This is a genomic window from Rhodococcus opacus (assembly GCF_012396235.1).
GTDB classification, from domain to species: domain Bacteria; phylum Actinomycetota; class Actinomycetes; order Mycobacteriales; family Mycobacteriaceae; genus Rhodococcus_F; species Rhodococcus_F opacus.
Genome location: NZ_JAAXPA010000037.1, coordinates 1 through 12,886, shown reverse-complemented (window position 1 = coordinate 12,886; position 12,886 = coordinate 1). Strand labels below are relative to the sequence as shown.

General features: G+C 67.4%; 8 protein-coding genes, 2 pseudogenes and 1 other annotated feature. Of the genes and pseudogenes, 4 read left to right on the top strand and 6 right to left on the bottom strand.

What is annotated here, in order from left to right:
• Nucleotides 1-18 precede the first annotated feature (18 nt).
• Both HGB39_RS33450 and HGB39_RS33445 read right to left on the bottom strand, forming a co-directional pair.
• The gene (locus HGB39_RS33450; RefSeq protein ID WP_005566115.1) at nucleotides 19-1,725 is read right to left on the bottom strand and encodes a PHA/PHB synthase family protein; all 1,707 of its coding nucleotides are present in this window, start codon (nucleotides 1,723-1,725) and stop codon (nucleotides 19-21) included.
• Nucleotides 1,726-2,278: 553 nt separating this feature from the next.
• Nucleotides 2,279-2,758 (bottom strand): nitroreductase/quinone reductase family protein, encoded by a 480-nt coding sequence (locus HGB39_RS33445; RefSeq protein ID WP_005566116.1) that lies wholly within the window; start codon nucleotides 2,756-2,758, stop codon nucleotides 2,279-2,281.
• A gap of 585 nt (nucleotides 2,759-3,343) precedes the next feature.
• Here HGB39_RS33445 and HGB39_RS40400 point away from each other — a divergent pair.
• Nucleotides 3,344-3,517, top strand: a complete 174-nt coding sequence (locus HGB39_RS40400) for a histidine phosphatase family protein (protein ID WP_005566117.1) — start codon at nucleotides 3,344-3,346, stop codon at nucleotides 3,515-3,517.
• 178 nt (nucleotides 3,518-3,695) lie between these two features.
• Here HGB39_RS40400 and HGB39_RS40395 read toward each other — a convergent pair.
• A pseudogene (locus tag HGB39_RS40395) lies at nucleotides 3,696-3,968 on the bottom strand (nucleotidyl transferase AbiEii/AbiGii toxin family protein); the annotation flags it as partial.
• A 430-nt stretch (nucleotides 3,969-4,398) separates the two neighbouring features.
• Here HGB39_RS40395 and HGB39_RS33435 point away from each other — a divergent pair.
• On the top strand, nucleotides 4,399-5,055 hold the full coding sequence (locus HGB39_RS33435) for a TetR/AcrR family transcriptional regulator (RefSeq protein WP_043789512.1): 657 nt from the start codon (nucleotides 4,399-4,401) through the stop codon (nucleotides 5,053-5,055).
• Nucleotides 5,056-5,537: 482 nt separating this feature from the next.
• On the opposite strand, the gene HGB39_RS33430 is transcribed toward HGB39_RS33435, so the two are convergent.
• From HGB39_RS33430 to HGB39_RS33420, 3 genes are all read right to left on the bottom strand, one after another.
• On the bottom strand, nucleotides 5,538-6,155 hold the full coding sequence (locus HGB39_RS33430; protein ID WP_247607577.1) for a TetR/AcrR family transcriptional regulator: 618 nt from the start codon (nucleotides 6,153-6,155) through the stop codon (nucleotides 5,538-5,540).
• A gap of 180 nt (nucleotides 6,156-6,335) precedes the next feature.
• Nucleotides 6,336-7,382 (bottom strand): zinc-binding dehydrogenase, encoded by a 1,047-nt coding sequence (locus HGB39_RS33425; RefSeq protein ID WP_005566122.1) that lies wholly within the window; start codon nucleotides 7,380-7,382, stop codon nucleotides 6,336-6,338.
• A gap of 134 nt (nucleotides 7,383-7,516) precedes the next feature.
• Nucleotides 7,517-10,732: a bifunctional cytochrome P450/NADPH--P450 reductase gene (locus HGB39_RS33420; protein ID WP_005566123.1), complete on the bottom strand. Its 3,216-nt coding sequence runs from the start codon at nucleotides 10,730-10,732 to the stop codon at nucleotides 7,517-7,519.
• 201 nt (nucleotides 10,733-10,933) lie between these two features.
• Here HGB39_RS33420 and HGB39_RS33415 point away from each other — a divergent pair, with 201 nt between their 5' ends.
• Together HGB39_RS33415 and HGB39_RS39230 are read left to right on the top strand one after the other, a co-directional pair.
• Entirely contained in the window at nucleotides 10,934-11,656 is a 723-nt protein-coding gene (locus HGB39_RS33415; RefSeq protein WP_005566125.1) for a TetR/AcrR family transcriptional regulator, read from the top strand.
• Between the two features lie 198 nt (nucleotides 11,657-11,854).
• Nucleotides 11,855-12,870: pseudogene (locus HGB39_RS39230) on the top strand (IS3 family transposase).
• Nucleotides 12,088-12,219: a sequence feature (AL1L pseudoknot), on the top strand. (Overlaps the previous pseudogene by 132 nt.)
• Nucleotides 12,871-12,886: the final 16 nt, after the last annotated feature.

Here is a 12,886-nt window from a genome sequence, read left to right as displayed (position 1 = left end):
CGCTGGCGAGGTGGTGGGTCATTGTTCGCGGACGTAAGAGCCGGGCGCGGGCATCAGCGGCGGGAGATCCACGGCGCCCAGCATGGTCGGTGCGGTCTTGTCCGGTCCACTGCGCTCGCCCAGCCAGTCCGCATAGTCGGGCCACCAGGAGTCCGGCTTCTTCTCGGCGGTCTCGAGCCACTCGGCGGGGTGCGCGGTGCTCGGTGACGCCAATCGGTAGGAGGCACGAGGATTGCCGGGCGGGTTGACCATCGCGGCGATGTGTCCGCTGGTGGAGAGGACGAACCGGATGCTCTCGCTGCCGAGCAGGCGGGCGCTGCGGTAGCACGCCTGCCAGGGGCTGATGTGGTCGGCGATGCCGGCGATCACATACGAGTCCACGGTGACCTTGGACAGGTCGACGGGGGTGCCGAGCATGCTCACCGCGCCCGGCGTGGTCAGCGCGTTGTTCAGCCCCATCTGCACCATGTCCTTGTGGAGGGTAGCCGTCATGCGGGTGGTGTCGGCATTCCAGAACAGCACGTCGAACGGTGCCGGCGTGCGGCCCTGGATGTAGTTGTTCACCCAGTATCGCCACACCAGGTCGGTCGGGCGCAACCAGGCGAACACCTCGGCCAGTGACCGGCCGTCGAGGTATCCGCGCGCGGCCGAGACCTGGATGGCGGCCTTGGCGGTGGTCGGGTCGAGAGCGGCCGCCGCGAATCCGGCCCGGCTCTGGTCGAGCACGGTGACCGCCAACGTCAGGCCCGCGAGGCGGTCACGCTGACCGATGTCGGTCAGATGTGCGGCGGTCATCGCGGCCAACATCCCGCCCGAGCAGCTCCCCAGCAGGTGCGTGCGCGTACTGCCGGTGATCTTCTCGACCGCGTCCAGGGCGTCGACGATGGCCTGCCCGTAGGTGTCCAATCCCCAGATGCGGTGGCGGGCCTTCGGGTTGCGCCAGGAGATGGTGAACACCTGCTGACCCTGGCCGAGGAAGTACTCGACCATGCTGCGCCCCGGGGAGATGTCGGTGATGTAGAACTTGTTGATCACCGGGGGGACGATCAGCAGCGGCACCTCGCGCACCCTCGGGGTCCGCGGAGCGTATTGGATGATCTCGATTACCCGGTTCTGGAAGATCACCGACCCGGGTGTCGCCGCGACGGTGCCGCCGACGATGAACGCGTCCGGGTCCACCATGGTTGGCACCCGCGGTGCGGTGGCCAGGTCGCGGACCAGGTTGCTCATCCCGCGCACGACGCTGGTGCCGCCGGTGTCGATCACGGCCTTGTAGCCGAGCGGGTTGAGCAGCGGGTTGTTGCTCGGCGCGGCGGCTTCGACGACGTTGTCGAGGACGAACTGCAGGCGCTCGCGATCCCTCCAGTCGAGGTCGGCGTCGACGAGCAGTTTGCCCGCGGTCTCGGCAACGGCGAGGTAGGTCTGGATGATGCGGCGCAGTAACGGGTTTCCGGACCAGGCGGGGTCGGCGAAGCGTTGGTCCGCCCGGGCGGGTGCCCGGGTGGAGGTGCCGCGCGTGATGTCCGCCAGTTCCACCGCCAGCCCGCGGCCACGACCGAGAAGAAAGTGCGGTGCTCCGGCCAGGCTGGCGCCGAGCCGCAACCAGGAACGGTGGGGCAGCATCCGGCGGGCGATCCCGAACACCGAGTCGGTCAGCAGCAGGTCCAGCGGTGCGGCCAGCTCCTCGGCCTCGGCCTCGGTGGCGGCGACGATGGTGTCGGTCATGGTAGGTCCCCTTGTTGTTCGATCAGACGGTGTGCGGACGAGACATGGGTGGGCCGTGATGCGGACGGTCTGGATCCGGCGTGCGACTAATGTCATCGACATCCGTCCGGTGTGACCGTTGGTGGACGTCTCGGCGACCTCCAACGGCGGAGAATGACGCGCCGTCGACCTCCGTTCCGAATGAACCCTGGGAGCGGTCGACGAGGATGAGAGAGGGAGTCCGGCGCGAGCCGGACCTTGATCGATTCGCTGGTCGAGGACGTGGAGTGCGTCGCGGAGTTCGGGTGGTGCTTGGGGCTGGTCGCTGGTGCTTGGGGCTGGTCGCCGGCGGTGAGGTCTCGTTGGTGTGCGGGCGGATGATCAGGCGCCCAGGCGTTGCCGGGCGAGGTTGGTGATCGCGACCTTGTCCGATGGCAGCGCTTACATCCCGCATACGCGAACGTTCGGTTGCCTGTACGCATATTCGTCATCATTTGGAACACAGAAAGATGCAAATGCTTCGGCATGATGTGGCCATTTACTGTTACAGCACAACGTAACTGAGCTGGGAAACTCAAGTTCCCGCATCCATCGGCTCGAAGACAATCACGTGGCGCACGCCATTCCGCTTCATGTGGCTGTCATGTGCGGGCCACATCTCGATCAGCCTCGGCATGTTGCGCGCGACCTCATCCTCTGTAGCGGGTCGCGACAGATAGTTTGCAGCGGTGCCACCGATTTCGATACGTGCCTTTGGGTCGGCGAGCAGGTTCTTCGGCCAACTGGAGGCTGCTTCTAGCCCGAAGTTCTCGCAAGCAGCGACGAGATTCTTGCCGTCGCGCACATAGTGCAGCGGAACCGTTCGATCTTTGCCGCTTCTTCTGCCTGTCGTCGTTAGCAGCATCGTCGTCAGCTGCGGTCCGCTCATGGAGAGTCGGCCTCGGCTCGCGCGGATCAGTGCCCGGTCTACCTGTGAGCCGACGTGCTTCATGAACAGGGAGAACCAGCGGTAGTGACCGACCCGCCGTATCACGCGGAGATACAGCTCACTCATGGTCGGACCTCCGCGCGATCGCGGCTGGGGCTCATTAGGTGCGGTCATATGCCAAAGCTCCCGGATGTACGTATTTACAGGTTGCTAGACAGATATACGGATAACCCGGACTGTACTGCGACGCGTACCTCGCTGCAACACATGCCCGAACTGGTCGGCAGCGCATGTTTGCGATCTGGGATTCGGTGGTCAGTCAGGTTCTGCGCACCGCGCGAGTGCACGTGAGCCCAGTGCGGAAGGCGCTCCGGGCGGACGAGGGGCGTTGCACCGTCGATTGCCGTCGATTCGGGAGGAGGCCGGCCTGCCGGAGGACTCGGTATTACGGGGTGTTCGATGTGATCGCGTGGATGGGCGGGGGAGGACCGGGGCCTGGGGAGCGCTCTGGCCTTGGCAGATGACATGTCCCGTGTACTCGCTTGTGTCGGGTTCATTGTGCCGCTCATGCATGAGCTGTTTGTGGTGACGCACCGCATGCTGAGCACACCGTGCGTGATTTGATGGGCGGCTGGTTCGACTCGCGGCTGACGCCGGGGGCGTCGTGATGCCGGCCGGGTTGCGCGGGAGCTGCGGCGTCGCCGCGCGGAGGTGGGCCGGCCGCTGCGGATTGCGACGTCCGATCTCGCTCGCGCCGCGGAGACTGCGTGGATCCTTGCCGACGTGCTCGGTATTGGGGTGAGGGCGGATGCGAGGTTGCGTGAGATCAGTTTCGGGGAGGCGGAGGGGCGCACCGTATGGGCGCACCTCACACCCCACCCCTGACACCTCCCGAACTCCCCCGCAACTCCTCCTGCCCAGCACCTTCCAGCGCGGTGCGCGGCGACCACACGTAATGCGTCAAACATGCAGCGACGAAAAGACATTGGCGTTCCACTCTTCCTGCACGGCGCGCAGCCACATAGCCACGCCGTGCGGAGATCGTCGCGTTCCTCCGACGCCATCATGCGCGCTGAGGGTCGACGGTAGTTGGGCCCTCGCAGTGGAGGGCGTCGGGTGCGGTGATGGTGAGTCGGGTTTGGCCGGCGAGTTGTGTGTGCCATTCGTTGTCGCTGGGCGGTTTGGTGAAGGCGTAGTTCCCGGGGTTCTTCCCTGTCGGCCCGTGTTTGCGGAACAGTGCCGCGGTGTCGGGGTTGATGGCGCCGAGGTTGGTCAGTGCCCAGAGGTCCCAGAGGTCGCGGGCGGCGGCGCGGTCGCACCAGGTGGCGGTTTTGGAGGCGGCGAACGTGCGGTTGGTCGACTCGGCGGACCAGCGCTCCGTGAGGTCGAGTCAGCTACTCGAGGGTGGGGTGAAATGCAGCTGGAACCGCGTGGGTGGCCGGCCAGGCATTTCTTGATCGCTGGGGTCTCGTGCGTTGTGTACTGTCGCATGCCAGGTGGGAGTCCAACTCGGCAGGGGTGTTGGTGTCGATGGTTTTGAGGAACCGCAGGACTCCTGGTGTCGGTGGCGACGCTGGTGCAGGCCGATGACCTTGCCCGGTGGCGACATTCAACGCCGCATGTTGGACAAAGGCCACCGCAGGAAGTCGTTGATCGCCGCGCAGGGCGAGGAGGGGTCTCGGCCGGGGGTACGCGGGAAGGCGGCCGATGCGTCACCACGACTTTCCATACGGCGCACGGAAATACTCAGTGGTACCATACGTCGTATGGAAATGCGGCGGAAGGCACCACGGGGGACGAGGAAGAGGGACGTACCGCTCACCAAGGACGGCATCTACGCCATGGCGCTGCAGCTCATCGACGCCGACGACGTCGAGGCGCTCACCATGCGCAAACTCGCGACCGCGTTGGATGCCAACCCGATGTCGCTGTACCACCACGTGCCGAACAAGGAGGCGCTGCTGCACAGCGTGGCCGCGCGCGTCGGCTCGCAGTTCCGCACGGGGGAGCAGACGGACATTCCATGGCAGGAGCGATTGCGCCAACTGGCGCTCGACTTCCGCGCCTTGGCGCACCGCCATCCCAAGCTGATGGCGTACTCCTTCGCGCGCGCCGACTACGTCCAGCCGGAAGACCCCTTTTGGCGGGGACTCACCGACGTCCTAGCCGCCGCGAAACTGCCGGCCTCGGAGATCCCGCGCGTCGCTGCCTCCCTGTGCGCGGTCTTCACGGGGCTGCTGCTCAGCGAACTGACCGGAGCACTCCAGCGGTGGACCACCTTGCCGCCGGCACGACCCGGCCCCGACGGGGAAGACGCCCCCCCACCCCGGAAGGACGTGGTCGACGCGATGTTCAGCTATGCGCTGGACGCCACGATCGCCGGCGTGGAAAGCCATATCGCACGAACCCGCGAGGAGCCGTGACGGAGCGGAGCGGCTGTCGTGGGCACTGACGGACACTTCTCCGCTGCCCCAGTCCCTGCGCACTGAGGCGGCGAAGCGGCGGACGCACGCGGCGACGTTACGTCCCTGGTCCGTTACCCGCCCAGGCTCGACCGCACAGCGGTCGGTGGGCAGACCACCGCCTGGTCCGGCGCCTCCTGCCCTACCTCGCCTGATGCTGAGAGGCGTTCATACCGAGTACCCGGAGCCAGGCCGAACCGTTCGGTGTCGTCCAGGTCGAGTAGGTGGGTGGAGCGAGCGCACCCGGGGCTTCATCGGCCTCACACAGCGTCAACTGTCGCTGCGCAAAAGTTGGTAGCCGCAAGGCTCGGCCACGCGTCTCCAGGGCCGCGGTGGGACACAGGCCCGCCTTCCGAGCTGGCGGCAGCCATCGGGGGTGGAGGCTGTGGACACGTTCATGCACGGGTCAGGGAGTGTCGGAACGCCGTTCATGCCCCTCTGATTCATGCAGAACCTTCCCCACGTGGAGCGCAGCCACCTGTGGTGCTACGCCCGGCGGCGACGAGGAGCGCGGTCGCCGCAGCCTCACCCGTGGGATCCGCCCAGGTGGACGCGGCGTTCTCATCGAGGAGGGCCGGCATCAGCGCTTCCAGCGCCAGGGCGAGGACTGGGGCGGGAACATGGTCCGCGAACACGCCTTCCTCCTGACCACGTCGCACGGTGGCCTCTTCGGCCGCCGGTGCCAGGATGGCTCGGATGGCCTCATCTCCCCGATCCCGGCGCCTCGAGGAGATGAGCATGCGGTATTCGTCGCGCACCGCCCATGCCGCCAGGGCCGTCCGCGCCATCGCCTCCAGCGGGTCGGCACCTGGAATACGGGCCGCGGCGGGCGCCTGTTGAAGCGCTTGGCCTGCTTCCCGCGTCAAGGCGGCGACCAGCACTAGCCAGCTGGAGAAGTGCCCGTACCGGGTGCGCCGTGCGACGCCGGCCGCCTGAGCGATGCTGTCGAGACTCGTGTCGGGGTGGTCCCCCAGTTTCTGCCGAGCGGTCGCGAGAATACGTGCGGTTCGAGCGAGCAACACGGCGCCGCGGAGTGCGGCCAGGACATCGGACACCGGCATGACTCCCATCTCCACTTCCGAATCGTGCGCCGCCACGGAGGACGCCGGGCTCTGGCACCCGGCTACGAGTCGGCGGGTGCCAGGCCAGCAGATACCGGAAGGCCATGGGCGCCGGTGTCCCTCGGCACCGGCGCCCACTCACCCCGCCCGGGGTGGCTTTGATGTCCCACTGGAGAGGTGTCAGGGGACGAGGATGAGGCGGATCGGGTCGCCGATCTTGTTCTCCAGCCGGTGGACGGCGTCGGCGGCGTCCGCCAGCGGGATGTGGTCGGTGATGGAGGGGGCCAGGTCGAGGCGACCGCTGGAGGCCAGCTGCACCAGCTCGGTGACTGACTCGGGCGTGCCGCCGTAGTGGCCGCGTACCTGCTTCATCATGTAGTTGAAGGTCAGACCCTCGGTGATGGTGAGCGGCCTGGGCGTGATGCCGACCAGGATCAGGGAGCCATTGAGGCCGAGTACGGAGGCGGCCTGCTCGCGGACGGCGGGCACGCCGGCGCAGTCGAAGGCGAAGTCGAGGCCCTGCCCGGCGGTGGCCGTGCGGACCTGGTCGGCGAAGTCGGGGGCGGCCGGGTCCAGAGCGAGGTCCGCGCCGAATTCCAGGGCGCGTTCCCGGGCGCTGGGCAGCAGGTCGATGGCGATGATCGGTGCAGCGCCGACCAGGCGGGCGAGGCGTACGTTGTGTGCGCCGACTCCGCCCACGCCCCAGATGCCGACGGACTGGGCGGGGCGTACGCCGGCGGTGGCGACGACGGCGGCGTAGGGAGTGGAGACCGCGTCGGGGATGATCGCGGCCTGGTCGAAGGGGAGGCTGTCGGGGATGGGAATGAGGGTGTCCTCGCGGGCGAGGGTGTACTGGGCCCAGCCGCCGTCGTAGTCGATGCCGGCGGTGAGCATCTGGGTGCAGGGGCGGCGGCGCACACAGCCGGCGCACCGGCCGCAGGTCTTGCCGGCCTCCAGGGTGACGCGGGTGCCGACGGTCAGGCCTCTCTCGAGGTCGGGGCCGAGGGTGTGGATCACCCCGGAGACCTCGTGGCCGACGGTGACCACGTCGGAGGTGGCGAACAGCGGAACGAGGGAGCCGTCGATCAGGTGCACGTCCGAGAGACAGACGCCGGCGGCCCTGACTTCGATGAGTATCTCGCCCGGTCCGGGCACGGGGACGGGGACCTCTTCCACGACGAACTTCTTGCTGTCCAGGTGGAAGCGTCCGGCGAGCATGGTGTCCATGATGATCTGCTTTCTGTGAGCGGCACTCCCAGGCGGTTCGGGCCTAGGGGTGCTGGTGTCTGACGGGCTTGTGAGGGCCGGGACGCGTGCGGGGCAGCGGATGGGGCCGCAAGCCTCCCGGCGTCTTGGGGGGGTCAGGCGAAGACGTCCTGCTGGTAGCGCTCGTCGGCTTCGAGCTGGACGAGCCACTGCTGGGCGGCTTCGTCGTCGCCGCCGGTCCGCTGGCGATAGATCGCGGCGAGGGCCTCACGGACGGCGGGCGCCATGCGGCGGCCGTCACCACAGACGTAGATGTACGCGCCGTCCTGGAGCGCCTGCCACACCGTGTCGGCGGCGTTGGCGATGGCGTTCTGCACGAAACGGGCAGGGTGGCCGGTCACCGCGGAGAAGGCGCTGTGGACCTGGGCGATCCCGGCCTGCTCCCAGGTCTGCATCTCGTCCCGATAGAAGTAGTCGTGCTCCGGGTGGCGGCAGCCGACGAAGACCTGCGACAGGCCCACCTTCGTGCCGTTCTCGTGCTGCCGGGCGCGCTCCTCCAGGAATCCGCGCAGCGGCGCGATGCCGGTGCCGGGACCGATGAGGAGCAGCGGCGTGGCGGGGTCGGCCGGCGGGGCGAAGGTCGGGGAGGGCACGCGAACGTAGCCGTAGAAGACGTCGCCGGGCTCCTGGCCTGCGATGTAGGAGGAGCAGGTACCGCGGTACTGGCCGTCACCGGACAGGGCGGGCCCTTCGAGGAGACCGACGGTCAGGCGCACGTGGCGCGGGTCGGCCAGCGGGGCCGAGGAGATGGAGTAGAAACGGGGACGGATCGGCCCCATCATCTCCAGGAACACCCCCAGCGGCAGCTCCACCGCAGTGAAGCGCTCCAGCAGGCCCAGCACCGAGACCCGCTTGGCGAGGATTTCCGTCTGGTAGCGCTGCTCGGCTTCCTCGGCGTCCGCCGCGTACGCCTCCAGCTGAGGCCGAGTCCACGGGCAATCGGTGTGCTCGGCCAGGATGCGTACCTGGGTGCGGGTGGCCACGTCCTGCAATTCCAGGAACTCGGTGAGCAGCAGGCCTGCGGTGACGGGCGTACCGACCGGCAGGTGCGTCCGGCCGCCTGCGGGCTGTTCCAGGCGCAGGACCTGGTCGCGGTCGACGCCGAGGCGGGCGAGGGTTCGGTCGACCAGGGCCGGCTCGTTCTTGGCGAAGACGGCCAGATGGTTGCCGGTGTCGTAAGTGACGCCCTCGGGGAGTTCGATGGTGATGGACTTCGCCGACGGGCGCGGCGGTTCGATGCTGAAGTCCCACAGCCCGGTCGCATCGGCCACGAGTTCCTCGTTGGCGACCACCGTCAGGGGGTAGGCCTGCTCGGAGACGATGGCGGGGCGTACGTCCGCCTCGGTGAGCAGCTGGACCTGGTAGCGCGGTCCGCTCGCGTCGGAGGTGTCGGCGGCGTACTCCTCGGCCAGCGTGGCCCACAGGGTGTCCATCCAGCGGGAGGCCATGCCGTCGAAGTCGCCCGCGGCGTCCGCGATGCCCCGCTCGACCACCGGGGTCGCGCCGGCCGCCAGCAGCGCCTCCTCGATCCGCGTGGGGAACGCCTGGTAGGTCGCCACCCACTGGGTGTTGCCGGCGCCCAGCAGGGCGAACCGTACGTTCGACAACGAGCCCTCGGGCAGTCCGGCGGCGATCAGGTCGTCGAAGCGCTGGGCGTTGTCCGGCGCCTTGCCGTTGTAGCTGGCGGCGACGACGACGAGCAGGCCCTCGGTGGGCAGGTTGTCACCCAGCTCGTCCAGGCTCGTCAGCGTGGTGCCGAACCCGGAGCGCTCGGTGCGGTCGGCGATGGTGCGCGCCAGGTCTTCGCACGATCCCAGGCTGGAGCCGTAGGCGACGGTCAGGTGCACTCCGACACCGCTGACTGCCGCCGGCGCCGAGACGTCATCCGACTGCAGCTGTACGGCGCCGAACACGGTCCGCTCGTGCTCCTGTCGAGTCCGCACGACCAGCTCGAAGTCGCTCGGCTTGCGCGTCAGCGCCTCGTTGACGTCCATCTTGTAGTCGCCGGTGTCGGAGAACTTGAACTTCTGCAGCACCAGCGCCAGGGCCAGGCGGGCCTCGGTGAGCGCGAATTGCCGGCCGATGCAGGCACGCACACCGTTACCGAACGGCTTGTAGGCGTGCGGGTGGTGCTGGGCACGGTTCTCCGGCAGCCACCGGTCGATGTCGAACTCCTCCGGCCGCTCCCACGCCTTCGGGTGGGTGTGCAGCGGGCCTTCGAGGATGTTGACCCGCGTGCCCTTCTTCAGTTCGTAACGGCCGCCGATGACGGTGTCCGCTATCGGCGCCTTGCCGAATGCCGGGATGGGAGCCCACAGGCGCAGGGTCTCGTCCAGGATCCGCGGGATGACATCGAGCTTCATGATCGTGTCGTAGTCCGGGACCGTGTCGCCGGGCATCAGCCGGTCCACCTCGGCGTAGGCCTGGGCCAGCACGTGCGGGTTGCGCATCAGCGAGTACATGGCGAACGACAGCAGACCACTGGTTGTCTCGTGACCGGCGATCAGGAACGTCAGCACCTGGTCGCGGACGTTGTCGTCGGCCAGCAGCTTACCGGTCTCCGGGTCGGTGGCCTCGAGCATCAGACCCAGCAGGTCCTGCTCACCACTGCCCTTCCCCTGACGGCGCTCCTTGATCACGCTCTCGACCAGATTCTGCATCAGCCGGATGTTCTCGCGGTACTTCTTGTCATCCGCCTTGCGCAGCTTGGTCAGCATCGGCAGCTCCTGCGAGCGCCGCAGCGACTCCACCAGCGCGCCCAGCAGTGCGTTGAGGAAGGGGTGTAGCTCCTCCTCGTCGAAGGACTGGAACCGGTAGCCGAACCCCGACAGGGCAATGGTGTCCAGGGTCAGCCGGGTGTAGTCGTCGGTGATGCGGACCGGCTGACCCTCCCTGCGCTCCCACTTGCCCACCAGGTTCTGGGCGATCTCCAGCATCTGCCCGTAGTAGGCCTTCATGGCCCGCTGGCTGAAGGCCGGCATGAGGACACGGTGCGCCATTCCCCATTCCTCTTCGTGCTGGTGGGCCGTGAACAGGCCCGCCCCCGCGAAGTCCCGAACGTGATGCAGCGGCGTCTTCTCGATCTGCTTGAAAAACCGCGTCTCGTCAGAGATCTCGGCCACCAGGTCGGGGTCGTAGACGAAGACCTGCTCGATGCCAGCGATGTCCATGCCGTAGATGCCCTCGGGGAACTGCTTGGACAGCTCGCCGAAGTACTCCACGGGGTTGGTACTGGGGATCTGCGGCGTGTGGCCGAGGAGGGGTATCCCGCGTGGGGACCGGATGGGGCGAAGGTTGTTCGACGTGGTCATGGCTTGCTCCTTTGTGTGGAGAGGGATGGGCAAGGGCGCCGGTCGGTGCCGCGGTGCACCACGGAAACGTACGTCGTATGGAACAGAACCATACGTAGTATGGAACTTCAAGCGCGATCCGGGTCGAGGGAGTGTCTGCTCCGTCACCGTGGGGGTCGAGTCCATGTCCACACGCCGCAAAGAACCGATACCGTACGACGTATGAAAAAAGAGAAGCGACTGCCGCGGAGAACGAGGAGGAGAGAGGTACCTCTGACCGAGGCCGGGATCTATGCCGCCGCCCTGCGGCTCATCGACGCGGACGGGGTCGAGGCGCTCACCATGCGCAAACTCGCGACCGCGCTGGATGCGAACCCGATGTCGCTGTACCACCACGTGCCGAACAAGGACGCCCTGCTGCGCGGCGTGGCGAGGTTGGTCGGCGCCCAGTTCCGCACCGTGATGCTGGAGGACGCTCCCTGGCAGGAGCGCATCCGCCTGCTTGCCACAGATTTCCGGACGCTGGCGCACCGCCACCCCAACCTCATGGCCTACTCGTTCAGTCAACCGGACTTCATCCAGCCCGAAGACCCGTTCTGGGCTGCGCTCATCGCGACACTGGATGCCCCAGGGGTGCCGCATTCAGCGATCCGGCGGGTCGCCGCTCTTGTGTGCGCTGTCGTCATCGGCGTCCTCATCGCCGAGCTCAATGGCGCGCTTTGCCAGTGGTCGAACCTCAAGCCCCCCGCCCCCGCCGCCAGCGAAGAGCCCCCGGACGCAGGCCCCGATCAGGAACGCATGTTCCGCCTGGTGCTCGACACGATCATCACCGGCCTGGAAAGCCGGCTCACCGCCGATGGTGACGGCAAGGGCGTCGGCCGAGGCGATGCGCCCGAGGCGGCCCCGTGGACGGGCGAGCTCGGACTGCAATGCATAGGGAGGTAACCATCACATCCGGGCAGGCCCTGTCGACGCGGCCGCCCAAAAATTCAGACTCTGATCGGGATGACCTCGGCGCGGGGGCGGGTGTGGCATTACTGAACCGTCCTGGACGACGTGGAGGCCGCTGATCTAGCAAGGAGAATGTTGGTCATGCCTGCACCGAAGAAGTACGACATTTAGACCCAGGAGCGCGCAGTACGGATGTATCGGGACCGAATCCGCGAGCACGGAGGCCCGAAGATCGCCGCCCGTCGCCATGTCGGCGAGCTGCTCGATATCGCGCCGGCGACGCTGCGGAACTGGATCGAACGGGAGGAGACCCACCCCGCTCCCGGAGCATCGTCTGCAACACCCGACGTGTCGGACGAGGTTGCCCGCCTTCGCCGAGAAGTAGCCGAATTACGCAGAGTCAACGAGTTTTTGAAGACCGCGAGCGCGTTTTTCGCGGCGGCGGAGGTCGACCGCCGACTGCGGTGATCATCGACTATATCGACACTCACCGTTCCCGTTTCGGGGTCGACCCGATCTGCGCCGTGCTCACCGAGCACGGCATCAGCATCGCCTCGTCCACCTACTACAAGGCCGAGCAGCGCGGACGCATCTCGGACACCGAGCTGGCCGACGCCTACGCCGCGAGCGCCGTCCACACGGCGTTCGTCGCCAACAAGCGTGTCTACGGTGCCCGCAAACTCTGGCGGGTGATGAAACGCGCTGGTCAAGACATCGGGCGTGATCAGGTGGTCCGCCTGATGCGGATCGCCGGCATCGCCGGGGTCGTCCGCGGCCGCCGCCGCACGATCACTACCCAGCGCGATGATTGGGCGCCGCGGCACCCGGATCTGATCGAGCGGAAATGGGACGCGGCGCAGCGTCCGGACCAGAGGTGGGTCGCCGACTTCGCCTACGCGTGGACGCTGGCCGGGTTCGTCTACCCCGCGTTCTGCGTCGATGTCTACTCCCGCCGGATCCTGGGCCGGCGGGTGATGACCACCAAGGCCACGCCGCTGGTCAGCGCGACGCTCGAACAGGCGTTGTCCACCCGCAAGAGAGCCGATTTCCGTTTCACCGCAACAGATTTAGTACATCACTCGGATGCGGGCTCGCAAGGCGGATTCAATCGGTCGTCGCAACACCTGGCTGTTGCAGTGAGCGTAGCTGGTCGGCGAAGACCTCGGCGGGGGTTCGCCAGTCGTGGATCTTGCGGGGCCGGTTATTGATCGCCAGGACGACGGC